The organism is Thioflexithrix psekupsensis (assembly GCF_002149925.1).
Lineage (GTDB): Bacteria > Pseudomonadota > Gammaproteobacteria > Beggiatoales > Beggiatoaceae > Thioflexithrix > Thioflexithrix psekupsensis.
This window is the reverse complement of record NZ_MSLT01000012.1, coordinates 588,186-608,517: the sequence shown is the minus strand read 5'-3', so window position 1 is coordinate 608,517 and position 20,332 is coordinate 588,186. Positions and strand designations below refer to the sequence as shown.

The window sequence follows — 20,332 nt, the reverse complement described above, 5'->3', positions numbered from 1 at the left end:
AAATGTCTAATGATATATGTGATTTTATTCAAGAGAAAAAAAATCAGTCTGTTAAATTTGATTTAGAAGCTGCCAAAAAATTGGTAGATAGAGCAGAATATCTGGGGAAATCAATGGCAGATAATAGAGTCACGACCACTCAGATTCGCAATGTTTATGGCACAATGAAAAAACTGGAAATGCTGGGCTGGAATAACAGAACAGCCCGCGAATTATGGTTGATGAAACCTCGTCTTGCTTATGCCGCTAAACGTCAAAAAAATGTTGAAGAATTAAAAACGACTATTAGTGAAGCAATTGATTGTGTTAATGACGCGGAAAGTTTCAAGCGTTTTTGTCAATTTTTTGAAGCCATCGTGGCTTATCATCGCGCCCACGGAGGGAGTTAATTATGTCAGATGTTGCACAAGCAAAAATTAAAAGCAAGATTTTTATTAGAGGTAAAATGATTGTATTAACGGGATTGCATATTGGCGGTAATTCTGTGGGCATGTCAATTGGGGGTGCGGATAAGGTTGTGGTGCGCAATCCACTGGATAATGTTCCTTATGTGCCGGGGTCTTCTTTACGTGGCAAAATGCGCTCGCTCATGGAGCGTTTACGCGGTCATGAGGATGATCCCAACAATGGTGGAAAGGGTGGATTTTCTTGGGATGAACGTAAAAAAGAAGCCATTGCAGGTAAAAAGGGTGAGACTCAATTGGGTCAATTATTTGGAATTACCGCCGCCCATGAAGAAAAAGGGAAATTAACCGCAACTCGTTTAATTGTACGCGACGCAATGATGACGAAAGAAACGGTTGAGAAACTGCAAAATGCACCTAATACCGACATGCCCATGACTGAAGTTAAAACAGAGGTATTTATTGATCGCATTACTTCTGGAGCAAATCCGCGCCAAATTGAACGAATTCCAGCAGGGGCAGAATTTACCATTGAATTTATTTTAACGCTCTTACAAGAAGATGAAAAAGAAACTTTTCTTGATCTGATACAAGAAGGGCTTTTGTTATTAGAAGCAGACGCATTAGGCGGCAGTGGCGGACGCGGTTATGGTCAGGTTAAATTTTTGATTGAACAGATTGAAGAAAAAACCGCACAAAACTATTTTAATGGAGATAAAGCCACTCCAATTACTCATAAAATGACACAGCTATTTAGCAGTGAATTGAGTAAGGAAGCGGTTTAAATGGATACCTTTATTTGTCACCTTAATTTTACTGCACCGCTGCATGTTGACAGTTTGGGAACGGGCTTTTATCAGGAAACCGATAAATTTATTCGTTCTGATACATTAAGCGCGGCTTTATTGTCAACATGGCTGCAATTATTTCCCGAAGATGTGGGCGCATCTAATCAGCAACAACGAGAAGAAGAGATTAAAGAAAATATATTAAATACCAAAAAGATATGATTCATAGAATCCTTAATTTGTCAGAATCAGAATTTACAGACACAAAAATTTTCAAAATTTGTTCTTGTAAGTCGTTTATTTTAAACAGATTTTTTATTCTTTAATTCTGAAAATCTTAAAATTCTGTAAATTCTGATTCTGACAGAAAAATTTTATGAATGACTTAATTTTGGTAAAGCAATTTCGCTTATCTTCAGCTTTTCCTAAGTTGCTTATATTTGATTATAAAACTCAGCAAGAAAAGATTTTTTATTTTTTGCCAAGAGCTGTTAAAACATCTGCTATTCCAGTGGATAAAAAAGATTCTGGCTCTATTAAGAAAATGAAAAAAATAAAATGGATAGAATCCAGCCTTTATTTTGCGTCTTTAACAGAGCGTTTTTGGCAAGCGGATAACCTAGATGAAATGATATGCAATACTGAATTTATTCTGCCTGCTGATCAAATAAAGCAGCTTCCCAGCGATTTTAAAATGTGGAAAGAAAGTGATAATACTCGTGTTGCTATTGATCGATTAACTGCACATTCATCTAAAGGAATTTTATTTGAATTTGCGCGGTTATTTTATGCGGATTTTCAACAAAAAGATGTGAAAAATAATCCTGTTAAACATTTTAAATCTGGATTATATTTTTTTGTGCGTTTTAATAAACCCAATGACACTAAAACCCAAAAAAAATTTAGAGCCGTTTTAGATTTATTAGGAGACAGCGGTATTGGTGCAGACAGAAGCAGTGGACATGGGTTATTTTCTGCCAAAATGATGCCTTCTCATTTGCCATTTCATTCGGCTAAAACCAATCAACCTGCCATTGCACTTTCTTTATGCGCTCCTTCTCAAGAAGAATGTTATCGTTTCTTTGAAAAAGCAGGGTTAGAAAAAGAAAAATTTATGCAAAATGCCGCTTATGAATTGGTGAAACGCGGTGGCTGGATTGCAGGTTCAGGACATCGTAAGCAAACATTACGTCTTTTTGCTGAAGGCAGTTATTTTCATACGCCCTTAGAAGGCGACATTATTGATGTGACTAATACCCCAGATTATTCTGCTTTACGCGATGCGCGTGGTTTTTTTATTGGAGTACCTAATTGAAATGGATAAGCCCACCGTAAGTTATCAGCATATTGTTGAAATATTAACGCCCGTGCATATTGGTACTGGGCAATTGTGGCATCAAGAAGCAGGTGATTTTTTATTAAAGGGTAATGAATTGCATGTGATTGATCAAAATGGATTGTTTGCTATTTTAGTGAATAGCACCCATCAAGATTTAAAAGAATTGGTCGATAAAAGTACTCAAATTGAAGATTTAATGAAAGCCGCTGACACTAAGATGCCAGGACATAGTTATGTGTTAAAAAGTTTTGGTCATTCTAATTTGCCCGAACGGGAATTAAGACCTTTTATAAAAACAGCGTTATTTCAACCTTATATTCCAGGCTCCTCTTTAAAAGGATCGATTCGCACTGTTTTGTTTAATTTATCACTGAATAAATCTCATGTTTTATCAGAAAGAAACAGTGTTTTTAAAAAATTAAATAAACAAAAAAATCCTTCTGAAAAAATAAATACTCAAGCATTTTCTGACACTGCGCCTAAACCTTCCCAAACGCCTAATTATGATTTTTTAAGAGTGCTGCATTTAAGTGACAGCCATTTTTCAACTCAAGATTTAGTGGTTGCTGATATACGCTGGTTTAATTTAACGCAACGCGGCACGGATTTGAAAAAAAGTTGGCGCGATATGGGAAGTCGCAGAAATATAGAAAAATGGCAGGATGCTAAAGGCATTTTTACTGAAGCATTAAAGCCCGGTAGCAAGACCTATATGGCTATTCAATGGGATGATTTTTTACTCAGTGAATTTCCGCAAAAAAATGTTTTGCATTGGAAAGATTTACCTGATTTTATTGGCTTTAATAAATTAAAAATTTTAGTTAATGCTCATGCCTTGAGATTATTAGAAAAAGACATTGCTTTTTATAAACAATATCGGGCTGATGATATACCAAAATTATGTGAGATATAAAAACAAATTAAGTTTTAATATCTAGCTAGATATTAGGTATAAGATACTGTTTAATTTTATTAAACTTAAACACTTTACCTGACAAAAAGGTCTCAAACATACTAGTGACTTCTTTAAAGCTTGATAGGCGATGAAAATTCTTTCTGACCCAATTCTTACCTTGAAGCCAAATATCCTCGACTGGATTTTGCTCTGGGGCATTAGGTGCAAATCTTAATAAACGGACTTTCCATTCTGATTCTGGAAGTCCCCCATTTAATTTCTCTAAATAAGTTCTTAAACCTTCAGAACGATGATAACTTGCACCATCCCAAATAATCACATGACGGGCTTCTTTATATCTGTAAATGAGCCAGTTAATAAAGTCTATCGTATATTTTGTATCAGCTTTCTTTGCCCTATCTAAAATAAATTCTCCCGTATAAATATTCACCGCTCCATACCACGTTTGAGAAGTGCGATAATTACTCATCTTTATTGACGTTCTTTCTCCTTTTTTCGACCAAACATAACCACAAATATCTCCCCACAACTGATGGCTTTCGTCTTGCATCCAGTACATTACCTCTCCACTTTCTATCTGTTCACGCTCCTTATCTATTAAATCCTTAATCTCTTTTTTTTTAGCTTCCACTTTTACCTCATCTTTTGCCGAATTCTCTTTGTGTGTCTTCTTATAACTTAAATTCGCTTCTTCTAATAATTTAGTATAAGAAGTATTTGAAGAATAGAAAACATCATACTCCTCTTTTAAGTATCTCTTTAGTTCCTCTATTGTTATTGTCTTCTTTTCTTGTATCCAATTAATCACATCTTCTCGTTCACGCGGCTTTAAATACCCTGGTGAGCCTTTATACGCTAACTTTAATCCTTCAACCCCTGACGCTAAATAAATGGCTTTCCATTTATCCACAAATTGCACACTGACACAACACGCTAAAGCCGCTTCCGCACGCACAAAACCAAGCAAAGACATTCTTACTGCCATCGCTCGCTTCACTTCTCTCGCTTCACCTGTTGACATTAATTCTTCTAAATCTTCATATCTTTTGTTCATTATTCTCTCCTATTTGAAAAGTATTATTATACGACTCTGAAAAAATTGGTATATTGTTTATAAATATGAAGAATTGCACAAGCAAATTGAGTCAGATTCGGAAAATATGTTTATTCGATTGGGATGGGGCAGTGGTTGGGAAAGTATGACGGGTGGCTGGTTGGATGATGATGAATTACAGACAGCCCGACAAGCCTATGGCAGTAAAATGGGTAAGGTTGGGGTGGATGTTTTCCCAAAAACGCGCCGTTTGGTGGTGAGTGAGGGGTCGCCGTGTTTGCCTTTCGGTTGGATTAAAATTTACTCGCCAGAGGCTTCCAGCGGTCAATTGGCGGCATTGCAGACCTCACAAGCCGCCGAAGCCGCACTGTCCCCATTACAACGACAATTACAAGGCGAATTATCAGGTAATTTACTCAAAGCCAGTGAAAAAGCAGGCTTATGGTTAGCTCAATTGTCTAAGCATTCAGCCGCAGAACAAGTTGAAATTGCTCAAGTATTGAAAACATTTTACCAAGAAACAGGTAAATGGAATTCAAATAAACAGAAAGATGTAAATAAAATGCAAATTTTACGGGATATTTTGGGAGAATAAGAAATGTACACTTTAATTACTTTTATTGGAAAAGTACACAACAAAAGTGGAAAATATCAGACGGCAAAATACCGTTTTTCTGATAATTCTGTGAAAGAAACTTCCCTTTTTGGGATTGCTCTGCAAGAAAAATTGCAAGTTGAACGCTTGGTTGTTTTAGGAACAAGCGGCAGCATGTGGGGTGTCTTTGTAGAATCATTTGATTTGCAAGATGAATTGATCGAAAAACACAGTTTGCTAATTGATAATGCTAATAATGATAATGATAATGATCAATTCACTCAAGAGCAACTGGACAAATTAGCACCATTACTTGAGAAAAAATTAGGAATTTCTTGTGAACTTCGATTAATTCCCTATGGAGAAAATGAAATTGAGCAAGCCGATATTCTACAGGCAATTGCAAAAGGGATAAAAGAAGGAGATAAAGTTGCTTTAGATATAACACATGGATTACGTCATTTGCCTGTCATTACCTTAATAAGTGCTTTTTATTTAAGTAGAGTATATAAAGTAAATATTGAAGGTTTATATTATGGTGCATTTGAGATGCGCCAAAGACACGGTGAGATTGTTCCTGTTTTAAAATTGGATGGTTTATTGAATATTGCCAATTGGGTCAGTGCATTAGATAGTTTTGACAAAGATGGCGATTATGATGTGTTTTCTGAATTGTTGGAAAAGGACGGAATGGCTAAAAATAAAGCCGAATTGCTTAAAAAAGCAGCATTTTATGAGCGCAATTTTAATTTGTCAAAATCTAATGATGCCCTGAATAGTATTGATATATCCTCTGTTAATTTAACAGGCATTACTGGTGTTTTATTTAAAGATGCCTTAGAAAAAAGATTTAAAAAATCTAAAGGTTCTAGTATTTTAGAACGTCAGAAAAAATTGGCTGAATTTTATATTAATAACCGTGATTATGTAAGAGGTGTTATTTTTTTATTTGAAGCTTTTATTACCAGTAAAATGCCCTGTCCTTCTCATGATTATAAAGAGCGTAATCGTGTAAAAGAAGAATATGACACTGGAAAGGGATGTGACGCTTATAAAAAATTAAGAGAAATTAGAAATGCCCTTGCTCACGGAAATGAGCCAAGTCAAACTATAAAGCAATATTTGAAAAGTGAAGATGAGCTTAGACGTTTTTTGAAAAAAGCACGAACAGAACTTTTTAATTAAAAATTGTAAACAGACTCTATTATTTGAGCCGTATCTATTGCTGCTATTTACAACCAACTAAAGCAAACTCTAATTGCTGTAGCCTATTTCCGCACATTATCCTCTAACAATATCCCTCCCCATCGCTTTTATAAAGAATCTCGGTAGTCCCATCACGATTTGGATAAGACTACCAGATTATTTTTGCTCGCATTCATACAGTGGTCAAAAAACTGTTTTAAAGTAACCCGTTCAAGCACAATTTAACCCCTCTGATGATAACGGCAAGATAACAATGTATAAATTTTTACGTTTTAAATTTAATTCAATTTATTCCATCGTCAGCATATTGCTATTTATGGGAATTATTTTTGCCACATTAGGCATTGCTATGTTTTACCAATTCCAAAGTGTACGCTTACAAGAAACGGCCTTACAAATCCAAAAAGAAAAAGCACAAAAAATTGCCTATGGAATAGAAGATTATCTGCGCATTACGATACAATTATCTCGTTCTTTAACCAGTTTAGCAGCACCATTACAGCAAAATAAAAATGAAGTTGAAACCCTATTATATCGCATGTTGCAATCAGCTCCCGAAGAAATGATTTATGGAATGGGAGTATGGTTTGAACCTTATTTATTTGATAAAGAAATTGAATTATTTGGCCCCTATGTTCACCGCAGCCAAACCACGGGAAAAGCCGCTATTTTAACTTATGAATGGAGTCAAAAAGATTATTATTACCCTAAACAATTTTGGTATGTAGAAGGTAAGAAAAAAGAAGGAAAAACATTTTTTACTGCACCTTATTTTGATACCAATTTGGTTTATATGAGTGCAGTTCAGGCTTTTTATGATCAACAAGGACATTTTGCAGGGGTAACGAGTGTCGATATGATTTTGCCTTTGTTACAAAAATTTGTGGCTAAATTTAATATTTCAAAAGAAGAAGTTATCTATGTAGTGACTCAAGAAGGAAAATTATTTGTTCACCCAAATGAAAATGAATTAATGGCTTATGCTAAACAATTGGGTTTGCCCGTGAATAGTATTTTAGATTTAACCAAATCTCATCTTGAGACATTCATGCAATCTCAGGGAGAAAAACAACGGGTCATGGTTTCTTCCGAAGTCGCCGATGTCCATTGGCAAGTGCATATATTGGCTGATGAAGCCAATGTTTTTCAACAAGTGACGGTATTGCGAAATAATTTATTGTGGGCCATAGGTTTATTGTGGTTACTTTTTATTTTCTTATTTATTCTGTTATTACAAGCACATAAAGCCCGCGTCAGGCATAATAAATTGAAGGAAAAATTAAAAGAACAAAATCGCAAACAAAAATTATTACAAGACCTTAATGACGCTTTAGAAGATAAAGTAAAAGCGCGAACCTTGGAATTAGAAACTGCACATGAAAAAATCTGTCATTTGAATGAGCAATTAAAAGCAGAAAATTTACGCATGGGCGCGGAATTAGAAATTAGTCGTCGTTTGCAACAAATGGTATTGCCACGTGCCGAAGAATTAACCCAAATTCCTGATTTAGATATTGCTGGTTTTATGCAGCCGACCAGTGAAGTGGGTGGAGATTATTACGATATTTTACGAGATACGCATGGGGTTAAAATTACGATTGGTGATGTGACAGGACATGGTTTAGAAAGTGGGGTAATTATGCTCATGGTACAAACCGCTATTCGCACTTTATTAGCCAGTCATGCTGCGGAAGATTCTAGCCATTTCTTAGCCATTATTAACCGTGCTATTTATGAAAATGTACAGCGAATGCACAGCGATAAAAATTTAACATTAGCCATATTAGATTATGCCCAAGGTCAATTGACCATTAGCGGACAACATGAAGAAGTTTTAATTGTCCGCGCCCATGGAGAAATTGAACAAATTGATACTTTAGAATTGGGTTTTATGGTGGGAATGATTCCAGATATTTGCCATTTGTTGGGAAAGAAACAAATAGAATTGGCCGCAGGTGACGGCGTTGTGCTTTACACCGATGGCATTACCGAAGCACGAAATCACACGGGAAAATTATATGGTTTACCGCGTTTATTAACTTCAATACAACGACATTGGCCACGCAATAAAGCACGATTTATTCAACAAGCCATTATTGCCGATTTAATGAACTATTTAGGAAATCATCCGATTGATGACGACATCACCTTAGTGGTATTAAAAAGAATGTAGAATTATCTGAATTAAAATACTCCCTGCCCGACTCCCGCCATGCCCAACACAACCCACCACGGCGACACCCGCCACACAGTCAGTAATAAAAAAGCCAATAAAGCCAATACAAAATGACGCGGACTGAGAATAGCACTCGTCCACACAGGATTGTAAAACGCAGCAATGAGCAAACCGACCACCGCCGCATTAATTCCCGCTAAGGTGGCCGCCGCATCCGCACGCGAACGCAACCCTTCCCAAAACGGCAATGCTGCTAAAATCAGAAGAAAACCCGGTAAAAAAATCGCCACCAACGCCACCAACGCACCAATAACAGGAGAACTCTCAAAAAGCCACACACCCAAATAAGCCGAAAGACTAAACAAAGGGCCAGGAATGGCCTGCGCTGCACCGTAACCCGCTAAAAAAATAACAGAATCCACTTGACCCGTCGCCACAAATTCACTTTGCAACAAAGGTAACACCACATGACCGCCACCAAATACCAAGGCACCCGCCCGATAAAAACTGTCAAAAATTCCCCACACACTATTGACTGGTGTATGACTTGCCAATAGGGGTAAACTGAACAGCAACAGTAAAAATACAATCCCACTTCCCAAAGCCAGCCAGCGCGGAATAGACAGCGTAAAAGGCGTGGGCGAAGCGGCTTGTGCGGGTAAATATTTCCAACCGATAAGCCCCCCTAAAGCAATAATCACCCATTGTATCCACCATAACGGCCACCACAACATCAGGGAAGCCGCCGCAAATGCCAGTGTTATTCTCTGACGATCCGGACACAATGTATTGGCCATGCCCCAAATGGCTTGGGCAACAACGGCCACCGCCACCACTTTCAAGCCTTGTAACCACCCTCCCGACACGCCCAACGCTTCCAACGACAGCAAACCATAGGCAAAAGAAAACATGATCAACGCCGCCGGCAATGTAAAACCCACCCACGCCGCCACCGCCCCCGACATCCCCCCACGAATCAAACCTAAACTAAAACCCATTTGACTGCTGGCCGGCCCCGGCAAAAACTGACACAAGGCCAAAACATCCGCATAATCCCGTTCAGACAACCAACGACGTTTCACCACAAATTCTTCTCTAAAATAAGCCAAATGCGCAATCGGCCCACCAAATGCGGTCGCTCCTAACCGTAGAAAAATCAAGAATATTTTCCAGCTATTTTCCATTAGAATATCTCTTCATAAAACGCCCATGAAAATCAACAATAATCAAGGTGACAGCCCCATAAATCATCATGATAAACCACTGATTTAAAGCAATAGGCGCACTGTGAAAAATAGTATTCATAAATGGGAGATAAATAAATGCCAATTGTGCCAAAAACATCAAACCAATACCAATCCAAATCCAATAATTAGAAAATAGATTAACATAAAAAACAGATTGAGTTAATGAGCGACAATTGAGTAAATAAAAACTCTGCACAATAACAAATAAGGTGACAGCTAAAGTTCTTGATTCTGCTTCACTTGCACCTTGCATTTGCGACCAAGTGAAAATACCAAACGCACCGAATAACAATAAAAAGCTAATTAAAAAAATACGGATCATAATATCCGTATTTAAAATAGGTTCATCCACATGTCTGGGTTGGCGTAACATTACGCCACTTTCTTGCGGTTCAAAAGCCAACATTAAACCCAAAAATAAAGCCGTAGTCATATTTAACCATAACGCATGCACAGGCAAAACAGGTAAAGTAGTCCCTAAAAACACCGCTAACATAATCACTAAACCCTGCCCCACATTGGTGGGTAAAATCCACGCAATAAATTTGATTAAATTATCAAAAATCCCGCGTCCTTGTTCTACAGCAGCAGCAATAGAAGCGAAATTGTCATCAGCCAACACCATGTCTGCGGCTTCCTTGCTGACTTCCGTGCCGTTGATGCCCATTGCAATACCAATATCGGCTTGTTTTAATGCAGGCGCGTCATTGACTCCGTCACCTGTCATAGCGACGATGTGACGATTGGCTTGTAGCGCGGAGACCAATTTTAATTTTTGCTCTGGAGCAACTCGCGCAAAAACATGAATATTTTTAGTGGCTTGGCTCAATGTGACATCGTCCATCAGTGACATTTCTGCGCCGGTTAAACCGTTGGCACTGGTATTAATGCCCAATTCTTTTGCCACCGCTAACGCCGTGACTTTATGATCACCGGTGATCATTTTCACATGAATACCCGCTTGCTGACACAAAGCCACCGCCGCAATCGCCTCAGGACGAGGTGGATCAATCATGGCTTGCACACCGAGAAAATGAATATTTAATTGATCCATTTCTTGGAAAAAGGTTTTTAACGAATTCACCGTTTTTGGCACATAACACACACTAAATGCCAATACCCGCAATCCATTCTCTGCCAACTCAATCGCTACTTTTTCTATTTTTTCTTTAGAAAGTGCAATCACATTACCTTCAACATTTAACGCCTGTTTTGACATCTGCAATAAACGTTCTAATGAACCCTTAATGCAAATCATATTCTCTTCGGCACTAATCGGATGTAATGTCACCATATACATACGATCCGATTCAAAAGGAATGGCATCTAAACGAGGGTGTTCTTTAGTCAAGGTTTCATCGTCAAAACCATATTTTTTACCGCTCACCAATAACGCGCCTTCGGTGGGATCGCCTTGCACTTGATAATGACCTTTTTTTGGCTCAATTAACAAAGAATCATTACACAACATGCCACAACGCAATATTTCAGCTAAAGTGCTATAACTTTGATTAGAAATGGGGTCACCATTAATATAAAACGATCCTATGGGATGATAGCCATTTCCCGTTACATTAAAAACAGTATCATCAATGGCAATTTGCGTCACCGTCATTTCATTTTTGGTTAATGTTCCCGTTTTATCAGAACAAATGACAGTGGTGCTTCCTAAGGTTTCTACCGCAGGTAATTTGCGAATAATGGCATTTTTATGCGCCATAATGCGCACGCCAATCGCTAAAGTAATGGTCACCACCGCGGGCAATCCCTCAGGAATCGCCGCCACCGCCAACGCCACTGAAGCCATAAATAAATCTAAAGCATTTTGACCATGTACAAAATAACCCACAAAAAAAGTTAATAATGCCAAGCCAATAATAATCCATAATAATGTTTTAGAAAATTCCGTAATTTTCTTCGTTAATGGCGTATCAATGGTGGTGGCTTCATTGATTAAATGGGCGATTTGTCCCGTTTCCGTTTTATCGCCAATCGCCGTGACCACGCCGACGGCTTGGCCATACGTCACCAGCGTCCCCGCATAAGCCATATTGATGCGATCTGCCAATACCGTGTCTTCGCTCAAAGCTTCGATGCGTTTTTCTACCGCGACGGATTCGCCTGTCAACATCGATTCGTCAATTTTCAAATTATTTACGCTGATTAAGCGCATATCGGCGGGAATTTTATCGCCCGAATTCAACAAAATGACATCACCTAAAGTTACGCTTGAGGATAAGACAGACATTTTTTGTCCATTACGCAACACTGTGGCTTTAGTATTAAGCATTTTTTTCAGTGAATGAATGGCTTTTTTGGCTTTACTTTCTTGCACAAAACCAATGATGGCATTAACAAAAATAACGCCAAAAATAACCGCACTGTCAGCATATTCTTTAAGCAAAAAAGTCACTATACTGGCCACTAATAAAATATAAACCAGTGGATTGTGAAATTGCAGCAGAAATTCAATGAAAGCTGAACGTTCTTTTTTAGGCGTTAATTGATTTAAACCGTAATGTGCTATTCTGGCTTGATATTCGGATTCAGAGAGACCTTTTTTTAAGTTTGTATTTAACGCGGAAATGGTCGAATCGGTATCAATAGAGTGCCACTTTTTAAATTCAATATTCATCACTACTCCTGTCAAATTAGTTTAAGCTAATTTTAACATCATAATAATTTAATAAGTCAAAATGATTGAATGAGAAAAAATCGGCGAATTAAAGAGAGGGGGCTGTGAAAGTGCGTCGTAACGCACCTCACAGTAAAACATGGGGGTTAGGCAGGATTAAACAACACTTCAACTTTGTGGGCGACGCGGTTCTTTGAGGCGGCGGCTTTCATAAAGATCACCACAGATTCTAATTCGCCAATCGCGGCGCGGCAATCCACGCCTTGTTCAGTCAAGAAGTTACGCACTTCTGTGCCACAAAATTCAATTAAAAATTGATCATCTCGCGCCATACCAATCGCTAAACCAATTAAATAAGGCGTTAAACGATCACCACGTTGTAGCGCGATTTTGACCGAAAAAGCGTGCCACGCTTGCATCCAACGTTGTTTTTCCGTTTGCGTTATACGAGACACATCGGTGCGTAAAAACAAAATAATCGCGTTCATGTTTTTAGACAGCGTATCGGGATCCAGTTTTTTGCCCACGCGCCGCAAGGCTCTGGTGTGATGTTCAATGCAATGTTCACATTGATAATACAATGCCAAGCCCAAAGCCACACATTCTTTCTGCTCTAAGGTCAAGTAAGTTGGCCACACTTCTTCGCCATCCGTGCCGTCGAATACAGCCATGTGCATCAGACTCATGATGTCTGAAATGTGTCTGGGAAATACATTGTCCTTGAAAACCTTACTGCTCATTTGCAACCACTCCGTCTGTTGACCTAATTTAAATAACCGATAATATCCCATTATAACAATATCAACATAATCTGATATAGCACGTTTTTTTAAACTCGCCATGCTAACAAAATGATATGACGATTTGATTAAGCTATTGTTTAGGGTATTTAAAACCCATTTTTTTGTAAAAAAGTCATTTTTCAGTAAAAAACAGTTTTTTAAGCAAAAAAATTAATTTAAATCTCATTTTTTTGCGCTAAACAGGCGATTTTATTTAAAGTTTTCTCTAGCAGAATATCCAGATTTTCTCTGTAAACGTTGTTATTTTTCGATCAGAAGAAAATTAAAATACATTGAACACCCTTGCTCTAATGCCCGTTTAACTCTATGATCTATCCATAGTCGATGAGATTGAGGCTTTTATATAAATTGCTTTATAAACAATAAAATAGACCGTTTTTTCTAGCAATCGCCGCCAAAAAAACGGCTCAACGCTCCTTCGATCCGTTCCATACATTACAAGCTGTCGTGTGACTTGGCGCGGTGTTTGCGCCCATGCTAGACCACACGGTTGTGGCTAGAGTCCTCTGATGATCGTTGATGAATATGCAAAATTAAAGTCAATGACTCAAAATTCATAAAATAGCGAGATTTTATCCGCTTTATGTCGGTATGATGGTGTAAAAATCAACCGACTGCCTGTTTTTTTTCTTAAAAACTGACCCAGTTGTGTCCATTCCCACGTGGGTTTTAGGAGAATATGCGAATGCAACATGATCCCTTGTTTCAAGAGCCGACAAGCCCTTCTGTCAAGTCAGCAAGCACGGTGGCTGCGGCGCGGCCTGCGGTGGCTGCAACGTGCGTGATTACGCCGCCAGAGCGGGTAATGACTCCCGTTGCTGCGGCGACTCGTCCGACTTTGGCGAAAATTAGAATTGGTAAGCACTTAAATGCCTCAGCCATTAAAATTATCGGCGGTCAAGATTACGACACGCGCCAACCCGTGCCGCTGAAATACACAGAAGTACGGAAACGTTTTTTATCCGCACGTAATAATTTTTGGCTGCCGAATGACATTTCTATGGGCGACGACAAGGTTCAGTGGAATACTGGACGTTTAACCGAAGATGAAATGTGGTTATTTAAAACCAACATCAGTTATTTAACCGCTTCGGACAATCTTGTTCCCGATAATTTAAATCACGCCATTTTAGAAAACATTACCGCCAATGAAATGCGGCAATATTTGCGTTGGCAAATGGCGGAAGAAGCCAATCATATCGAGTCCTATTTTTTCATTTTGGAATCTTTTGGTTTGGATGAAAAAGGGCAAGGACAGATTTTTGAATTGTATCAGCAAATTCCTGAGTTAATCGAAAAATTAAACTGGAATTTGCAATTTACTAACAACGTTGTTTCTTGTGATGCGCCGATAGGTTCTTATGAAAAGAATCGAGCGTTATTAGAGGATTTAATTAGCTATTATATTTTTGAATATTTATTTTTCCCGTGTGGATTTTCTCAAGTTTTTGCGTTGGCCAGAAATGGCAAATTGAGAAACACGGCGCAACAATATCAATATATTTGGCGCGATGAAAACTTACACGCGATTAATGGTCGTTGGTTAATTCGGCAGATTATTGTAGAGAATCCCAAATTATGGGATGGCAAAATGCGGGATCGGGTGCGGGATATTATTCACGAAGCGGTGGAGTTAGAAGCGGCTTTTGCGCGTGCGACCATGCCCAATGGCGGAATTGTGGGTTTATCGGTGAAAAGTTACACTGATTACGCCAAGATGTTAGCGGATAATATTTGTCGCAGTTTCGATTTACCCGCGATGTACGGTATTTCTGAACATCCTATGCCCTGGCTTAATGAGTTTGAGGTAAAGCAAGAAGTGAATTTTTTTGAAGGTCGGGTCAGAGATTATCAAATCGGAACGACTTTGGAATGGGATTAATGCTCAATTTTTTTCTTGAACAAGATAACCTGACTTTTTTATTCTTACCCATCCTATACCAAGATTAAGTCATTCATAAAATTTTTTCTGTCAGAATCAGAATTTACAGAATTTCATGATTTTCAGAATTAAAGAATAAAAAATCTGTTTAAAATAAAAGATTTACAAGAATAAATTTTGAAAATTCTTGTGTCTGTAAATTCTGATTCTGACAAAATAAGGATTCTACGAACCCTATCTTTTTGGTATAGGGAATTTGCTTTAATGTTTCTTTGTTTTTTGATAAAGAAATAAAATACCAAAAGCCAGCAAACCAAACCCTAATCCCACCCCTAAATGCGCAAAAATACCTGTTAGATGTTCCCCGAATATTCCGCTGATGTTGGAATAATAGTGTCCAAATAAATCCTGTGCAAAATGATGGTGATAATCCACTTTGACCGAAATCGCCGCACTTTCTAAAGTCGAAGCAATAACTACCACTAAACGTTCTAAACGTTCTTGTTTATCGAATTCGTGTTTTAAGGTTTGGATTTGTAACAAACCTTGAATATTTTGGGTTAATTCTTGGAATAAGGGCTGTGTTGGGGATAAGTAGCCTTTGAATAAATCCAGTTGCAACGCGGTGATGTCTTTGGCGTAATGGTAAAAATTTTGCCACGCATGGAGGTCATTGTCCGCGGTTAGGGTTTGGAATTGTGTCAATAAATCGTGGTAATTTTTTAAATTAGCCGTAAGGGTAAATTGATGATCGTTAAGGGCGCGTAAATGATCGCCAAATTGTTTGGCATCATTGGGCAATTCTTGCAGGAGTTGTTCGAGTTGATCTACTTTATCGGTTTTGCTGTGCGGTAATTGGGCGAAAATTTTATTTTTTTCTTTTAATAATTTGTCTAATTCGCGGGCTTCATTGTAATTAATTTGGGCGTTTCTGGTGACATATTCGACTTTGTGGCGTGAGGCCAATAATTTCATTAAAATAAGGTTGTGTTTTTGGGCTAATTCAAGTGTTTTTGCGTGATTTTCTTCGCCGATGAAGACAATTAAATGAATAGGGATGACGTTTTGCGCTTGAGAAACGGAAACGCAGTCGTAAAAAGAACTGCCAAATAATCGGCCATGTTTAACCACAAATTCAGGCGATGTTTCTCCGCTGTCTTGCCATAATTGGGCAATGCACTGACGAATAAAAGGCTCGTCAATAGAAATCGCGGTTGTGGGCTGGAGATAAAGCAGTAAAGTTTGTCCTAAATTGGCGTTAATGGTTTGCGGTAATAAACAGCCTTTTGGATTTAATTGGTGCAATTGCGCGAGGGAAAGCGGATTATTGACAGGGGAAAGGGTGAAATCTACCGCGTAAACATCATGTAATCGCACGGGTACTATTCTTGCACGCCAGTGTTCGTTTTGTTCCGCTTTTGAGGGATTTTCACCGCCAAATAGGGATAAAAAACGGGTATCCTGCCCTTTTTCGGATATAAAATGCCGTTTGAATTGCGCCAATTCGGGCAAATGCAACACGTTTTGACACACAGCAGTTAAGTTATCCCACAATTGCTGTGCATCGGCGCGTTGATCGGTGTCGGTGTCGCTGGCGAGTTGGTAGGCGTATAGGGTTAGGCTGCTGGTGGTGAATTCGATCATTTGGCTTTACCTTCTTGATTTGTGCTTGTTTGGGCGACGGTTTGGTGGGGGTTGATGACGTTGATAATGCCTTCGACTAACCGTTTATATTCTTCTGGAGTCACAGGTTTAGCAGGGGGATTGCCTGCGGCGCGGGTGGCTTCGGACAAATCCAAGTCTATGTTATTGTCCATACACCAATCCGCTAACGTATCGGCTAAATTGCCCAAATGGGTTACGCTGCCGAAAAACGGTTGAATGTGTGCCAATAATGCAGTTTGTTGGGCTGGAGTGACAGCAGGTTTTTGGTCAATAAATTGTTGGATAATTTGCTGATGTAGCGACATGATCGGTCTCCTAAATTAAATTCCCGTATAATAAAACGCCCCCCAATAATAAGCACTTTGATAAGGTTTTTCCAGTGGTTTATTGTTGGCGTTTTGGTGAAATCGGAGGCGATAAGATGAACCCAGTTGACTTAACACAGGCTTTTTTAACCAGTCGTAAATCTCCTGATTATTCGCTTCGCGCAGCCACAATTGCGCTTCCCGCAAAGCCGCTTGCGGGGCTTGTTTTTTCTGCATAAAGTTGTGGTAAAAGTGCATCATCAATAAGGCTGTTGAAACATCTTTAACTGGCCACAGCGAAGCCAATATTCCCGCCGCGCCCGCGTGCAATAGGCTGGTCGGCAAACCAACCACTTCTTCTACTTTCTTCGTGCCAATAATTCCCGTTTGACAAGCGGATAAACTGACTAAACGCGCTTGTAATTGGGCTTGGAAAAAATCGGCGACAGTGAGCATTTTATAATTCGCCATTAATAAACCTGTTTTTAATGGATTTTCAAAATCAACTTCACCATGACAAGCGAAATGCAACACATTAGGGGAATTATTCAAGGCTTCTTTAACCGCAGAAACCGTGGCTTGTTCATGCGCAAATTCTGTGTGTTGTTTAAAGTGTTGTTTAATGGCGATGCTTTCCATTATTGAACTGGGCAATTCGCTTGCCTCTACGGGTTTAGGTTCGTTAATCAGTAATAAATTATCAGATGGTAAAATTGCCGATTTTTGCGCATTCACTAAAGCCAGTGCATTAGGGGCATAATTAATGGTGAATTTATCCACCATATAGTGGCGCGTGCCATTTTCTTTTGTCCATGCCAAATGCAGCGGGAATAGATTTAAGTAACCAATCGGAATTAAGGTGAATTCAGTGCTGGGTAAATGCGACACAATAGGTTGCATAATCGCGGTATATAACCACGCAGTTAAATCATCAATGGCTTGTTGCCATTCTTTTTGGTTATTGTGGGCGTTATCGTAGGCATTAAAGTATTTATCAAATCGCTCTTGCCATTTTTCTGTAGTCAAATCAGGCAAAACAATAGCCTGTATCTCTTTTTTAAATATCCGTAGTGCATAACCTCCTTTGTCCGTATAAAAAACATACACCAGTGGTCGAGTGTCCGCAGCTTGATAAACGCGGTTAATATCGGTGGCGATATTCAGGAAATTTTCCTGATCAGGCTGTTGGCGAATTTCACTTAAAACGCTCTGAAAATGGGCTTCTTGTTGTTGCCACTGCTCAAAAGCGGCTTTGTGCTGTTCTTCATTGGCATTTTGGTAAAAGCGTTGGGCATTTTTAACGGCTTTGCGTTGTTGCTCATAACGCGCATACAAATCAGGGTAATCCTGTTGCAATTGGCTAATATCGGCATTGTCGCGTGCCAACGCAGTGCTTAATAAGCGCGCTGCGCCTTGTTCTAAGGCTTCAACTGCGCCCGCTGGGTTATGTAGCTGAATGCGGGCATAGGCCATTGCAGCGGAAATACCTTGTGTTTCGGTTAAAAACGCCTCTTGGTGTTCGCGTTGTAGTTGTTTTTCTACCAATTGTTCACTGGTAGCTTGGATTTGAGGATAAACCTCTTCCATTTCCTGCCAATTGCTGCGTTCAAATGCCCAGTTGAGCAAATTAACGGAATGATTTAGTAAGTTTTCCAGTGAACCTTTTTTATCCAGTTCAATAGCTCGTTGATAAGCCTTAATCCCCGCCTGCAAATCGCCTAAGTCGTCACCTAAGCGCGAATAGCGGTCGCTTAGTCCATTGCCTAGGTTGTTGAACCAACCCGCCAAATCAGGAGAATCGGGTGGGGTGTGAGCAATAGCTTTTTCGTAAGCTGCAATCGCTGCTTGCAAATCGCCTAAGTCACCTAAGCGCAAATAGCGACCTCTCAGTCCAGTGCCTAAGTTGTTGAGTATAGTCGCTAAATCAGGGGAATCGGGTGGAGTGTAGGTAATGGCTTTTTCGTAAGCCGCAATCGCTGCTTGCAAATCGCCTAAGCCACCTAAGCGTAAATAGCGGTCTGTCAGTCCACTGCCTAAGTTGTTGAGCCGACCCGCCAGTTCAGGGGAATCAGGTGGGGTGTGGTCAATGGCTTGTTGAAAAGCCGAAATTCCCGCTTGTAAATCACCTAAGTCACCTAAGCGTAAATAGCGGTTTGTCACCCCCAGACCTAAGTTGTTAAGACACTTAGCCAACTCAGGAGAGTCGGGTGGAGTGCGGTCAATGGCTTGTTGAAAAGCCGAAATTCCCGCTTGCAAATCGCCTAAGTCACCTAAGCGTAAATAGCGGTCTGTCACTCCCAGTCCTAAGTTGTTAAGACACTTAACCAACTCAGGAGAGTCGGGTGGGGTGTGGGCAATGGCTTTTTCATGAGCCGCAATCCCCGCTTGCAAATCATCTAAGTCACCTAAGCGTAAATAGCGGTGGCGCAATCCACCGCCTAAGTTGTTGAGTATAGTCGCCGACTCAGGAGAGTCGGGTGGGGTGTGGGCAATGGCTTTTTCGTGAGCCGCAATCCCTGCTTGCAAATCGCCTAAGTTACCTAAGCGTAAATAGCGATCTGTCAGTCCCAGACCTAAGTTGTTAAGACACTTAGCCAGCCCAGTAGAATCGGGTGGGATGTGGGCAATGGCTTGTTGAAAAGCCGAAATTCCTGCTTGCAAATCGTCTAAGCCACCTAAACGTAAATAGCGGTGGCGTAATCCTCTGCCTAAATTGTTGAGCAGGCTAGCCAAATCAGGAGAATCGGGTGGGGTGTGGGCAATGGCTTTTTCGTAAGCCGAAATCCCTGCTTGCAAATCATCTAAGTCACCTGAGCGCGAATAGCGGTTTGTTAGTCTATTGCCTAAGTTGTTGAACATAGTCGCCAAATCAGGGAAGTCGGGCGGGCTGTGGTCAATGGCTTGTTGAAAAGCCGAAATTCCCGCTTGCAAATCGCCTAAGTTACCTAAGCGCGAATGGCGGTCTCTCAGTCCAGTGTCTAAGTTGTTAAGTATACTGGGTAAATAAGGCGAATCATCGGGTAGTTTTTTCACCAAGGCTTGCCACGCCTGCAATGCAGTGTCCGAATCTTGAATAACGCCTCTTGCCTTATAGCGATACCAATAAGTTACCGCAATGTTATTTAAAATACTTAGTTGAAAATACTCATCTTGTGCTGGAAAATTAGGGGATTGTAGAATTTGTTGCCAGTAATGAATCGCCTCATCTAAGCCGCTGACATCGTTGTGTTGTAAATAGCGTTGTTCTGCGCTTTCGGCTTGTTCAAGTAGCGACATAAGCGGATTTTGCTCTTCATTCATCTCCAAATCCCCTGCGG

16 protein-coding genes are annotated in these 20,332 nt (G+C 39.6%); 9 read left to right on the top strand and 7 right to left on the bottom strand.

Annotation, left to right across the window (positions count from 1 at the left end; translation table 11 throughout):
* The first annotated feature begins 2 nt into the window (after window positions 1–2).
* From csm2 to csm5, 5 genes are all read left to right on the top strand, one after another.
* Entirely contained in the window at window positions 3–389 is a 387-nt protein-coding gene (gene csm2, locus TPSD3_RS07785; RefSeq protein ID WP_086488000.1) for a type III-A CRISPR-associated protein Csm2, read from the top strand.
* A 2-nt stretch (window positions 390–391) separates the two neighbouring features.
* The gene (gene csm3, locus TPSD3_RS07780; RefSeq protein ID WP_086487999.1) at window positions 392–1,189 is read left to right on the top strand and encodes a type III-A CRISPR-associated RAMP protein Csm3; all 798 of its coding nucleotides are present in this window, start codon (window positions 392–394) and stop codon (window positions 1,187–1,189) included.
* Complete coding sequence (locus TPSD3_RS07775; RefSeq protein WP_086487998.1) at window positions 1,190–1,414, top strand: hypothetical protein; 225 nt, start codon at window positions 1,190–1,192, stop codon at window positions 1,412–1,414.
* Between the two features lie 154 nt (window positions 1,415–1,568).
* Window positions 1,569–2,507, top strand: a complete 939-nt coding sequence (gene csm4, locus TPSD3_RS07770; protein ID WP_086487997.1) for a type III-A CRISPR-associated RAMP protein Csm4 — start codon at window positions 1,569–1,571, stop codon at window positions 2,505–2,507.
* 1 nt (window position 2,508) lies between these two features.
* Window positions 2,509–3,444 (top strand): type III-A CRISPR-associated RAMP protein Csm5, encoded by a 936-nt coding sequence (csm5, locus tag TPSD3_RS07765; RefSeq protein WP_176329785.1) that lies wholly within the window; start codon window positions 2,509–2,511, stop codon window positions 3,442–3,444.
* 25 nt (window positions 3,445–3,469) lie between these two features.
* Here the strand turns inward: csm5 and TPSD3_RS07760 are convergent, their stop codons facing one another.
* Window positions 3,470–4,501, bottom strand: coding sequence for an IS630 family transposase (locus TPSD3_RS07760; protein WP_086486662.1), 1,032 nt, complete (start codon window positions 4,499–4,501; stop codon window positions 3,470–3,472).
* A gap of 106 nt (window positions 4,502–4,607) precedes the next feature.
* Here TPSD3_RS07760 and TPSD3_RS07755 point away from each other — a divergent pair, with 106 nt between their 5' ends.
* The 3 genes from TPSD3_RS07755 (at window position 4,608) to TPSD3_RS07745 (ending at window position 8,475) form a co-directional block, all read left to right on the top strand.
* Complete coding sequence (locus TPSD3_RS07755) at window positions 4,608–5,096, top strand: hypothetical protein (RefSeq protein ID WP_086487995.1); 489 nt, start codon at window positions 4,608–4,610, stop codon at window positions 5,094–5,096.
* Between the two features lie 3 nt (window positions 5,097–5,099).
* The gene (gene csx2 / locus TPSD3_RS07750; protein WP_086487994.1) at window positions 5,100–6,281 is read left to right on the top strand and encodes a TIGR02221 family CRISPR-associated protein; all 1,182 of its coding nucleotides are present in this window, start codon (window positions 5,100–5,102) and stop codon (window positions 6,279–6,281) included.
* A 337-nt stretch (window positions 6,282–6,618) separates the two neighbouring features.
* Window positions 6,619–8,475, top strand: a complete 1,857-nt coding sequence (locus tag TPSD3_RS07745; protein WP_176329784.1) for a SpoIIE family protein phosphatase — start codon at window positions 6,619–6,621, stop codon at window positions 8,473–8,475.
* A gap of 11 nt (window positions 8,476–8,486) precedes the next feature.
* Here the strand turns inward: TPSD3_RS07745 and chrA are convergent, their stop codons facing one another.
* The 3 genes from chrA to TPSD3_RS07730 form a co-directional block, all read right to left on the bottom strand.
* Window positions 8,487–9,638 carry a chromate efflux transporter gene (chrA, locus tag TPSD3_RS07740; protein ID WP_425353087.1) on the bottom strand — a complete coding sequence of 384 codons (1,152 nt, stop codon included), beginning with the start codon at window positions 9,636–9,638 and terminating at the stop codon, window positions 8,487–8,489.
* A 13-nt stretch (window positions 9,639–9,651) separates the two neighbouring features.
* Window positions 9,652–12,360 carry a cation-translocating P-type ATPase gene (locus tag TPSD3_RS07735; protein ID WP_086487991.1) on the bottom strand — a complete coding sequence of 903 codons (2,709 nt, stop codon included), beginning with the start codon at window positions 12,358–12,360 and terminating at the stop codon, window positions 9,652–9,654.
* A 146-nt stretch (window positions 12,361–12,506) separates the two neighbouring features.
* The gene (locus TPSD3_RS07730) at window positions 12,507–13,100 is read right to left on the bottom strand and encodes a carboxymuconolactone decarboxylase family protein (RefSeq protein ID WP_217884399.1); all 594 of its coding nucleotides are present in this window, start codon (window positions 13,098–13,100) and stop codon (window positions 12,507–12,509) included.
* 748 nt (window positions 13,101–13,848) lie between these two features.
* Between TPSD3_RS07730 and TPSD3_RS07725 the strand changes: the two genes are divergently transcribed.
* Window positions 13,849–15,045, top strand: coding sequence for a ribonucleotide-diphosphate reductase subunit beta (locus TPSD3_RS07725; protein WP_176329783.1), 1,197 nt, complete (start codon window positions 13,849–13,851; stop codon window positions 15,043–15,045).
* Between the two features lie 261 nt (window positions 15,046–15,306).
* Here the strand turns inward: TPSD3_RS07725 and TPSD3_RS07720 are convergent, their stop codons facing one another.
* The 3 genes from TPSD3_RS07720 to TPSD3_RS07710 are packed head-to-tail and all read right to left on the bottom strand — an operon-like array spanning window position 15,307 to window position 20,315.
* Complete coding sequence (locus TPSD3_RS07720; RefSeq protein ID WP_086487989.1) at window positions 15,307–16,689, bottom strand: hypothetical protein; 1,383 nt, start codon at window positions 16,687–16,689, stop codon at window positions 15,307–15,309.
* Entirely contained in the window at window positions 16,686–17,015 is a 330-nt protein-coding gene (locus TPSD3_RS07715) for a hypothetical protein (RefSeq protein WP_086487988.1), read from the bottom strand. The genes TPSD3_RS07720 and TPSD3_RS07715 overlap by 4 nt, the downstream gene beginning before the upstream one ends.
* 15 nt (window positions 17,016–17,030) lie before the next feature.
* The gene (locus tag TPSD3_RS07710) at window positions 17,031–20,315 is read right to left on the bottom strand and encodes a CHAT domain-containing protein (protein WP_086487987.1); all 3,285 of its coding nucleotides are present in this window, start codon (window positions 20,313–20,315) and stop codon (window positions 17,031–17,033) included.
* Window positions 20,316–20,332: the final 17 nt, after the last annotated feature.

Excerpts from the sequence above, each read along its gene's own strand:
- csm2 (WP_086488000.1), top strand. The coding sequence starts at position 3 with ATGTCTAATGATATATGTGATTTTATTCAAGAGAAAAAAAATCAGTCT.
- csm3 (WP_086487999.1), top strand. The coding sequence starts at position 392 with ATGTCAGATGTTGCACAAGCAAAAATTAAAAGCAAGATTTTTATTAGA.
- TPSD3_RS07775 (WP_086487998.1), top strand. The coding sequence starts at position 1,190 with ATGGATACCTTTATTTGTCACCTTAATTTTACTGCACCGCTGCATGTT.
- csm4 (WP_086487997.1), top strand. The coding sequence starts at position 1,569 with ATGAATGACTTAATTTTGGTAAAGCAATTTCGCTTATCTTCAGCTTTT.
- csm5 (WP_176329785.1), top strand. The coding sequence starts at position 2,509 with ATGGATAAGCCCACCGTAAGTTATCAGCATATTGTTGAAATATTAACG.
- TPSD3_RS07760 (WP_086486662.1), bottom strand. The coding sequence starts at position 4,501 with ATGAACAAAAGATATGAAGATTTAGAAGAATTAATGTCAACAGGTGAA.
- TPSD3_RS07755 (WP_086487995.1), top strand. The coding sequence starts at position 4,608 with ATGTTTATTCGATTGGGATGGGGCAGTGGTTGGGAAAGTATGACGGGT.
- csx2 (WP_086487994.1), top strand. The coding sequence starts at position 5,100 with ATGTACACTTTAATTACTTTTATTGGAAAAGTACACAACAAAAGTGGA.
- TPSD3_RS07745 (WP_176329784.1), top strand. The coding sequence starts at position 6,619 with ATGGGAATTATTTTTGCCACATTAGGCATTGCTATGTTTTACCAATTC.
- TPSD3_RS07735 (WP_086487991.1), bottom strand. The coding sequence starts at position 12,360 with ATGAATATTGAATTTAAAAAGTGGCACTCTATTGATACCGATTCGACC.
- TPSD3_RS07730 (WP_217884399.1), bottom strand. The coding sequence starts at position 13,100 with ATGAGCAGTAAGGTTTTCAAGGACAATGTATTTCCCAGACACATTTCA.
- TPSD3_RS07725 (WP_176329783.1), top strand. The coding sequence starts at position 13,849 with ATGCAACATGATCCCTTGTTTCAAGAGCCGACAAGCCCTTCTGTCAAG.
- TPSD3_RS07720 (WP_086487989.1), bottom strand. The coding sequence starts at position 16,689 with ATGATCGAATTCACCACCAGCAGCCTAACCCTATACGCCTACCAACTC.
- TPSD3_RS07715 (WP_086487988.1), bottom strand. The coding sequence starts at position 17,015 with ATGTCGCTACATCAGCAAATTATCCAACAATTTATTGACCAAAAACCT.
- TPSD3_RS07710 (WP_086487987.1), bottom strand. The coding sequence starts at position 20,315 with ATGAATGAAGAGCAAAATCCGCTTATGTCGCTACTTGAACAAGCCGAA.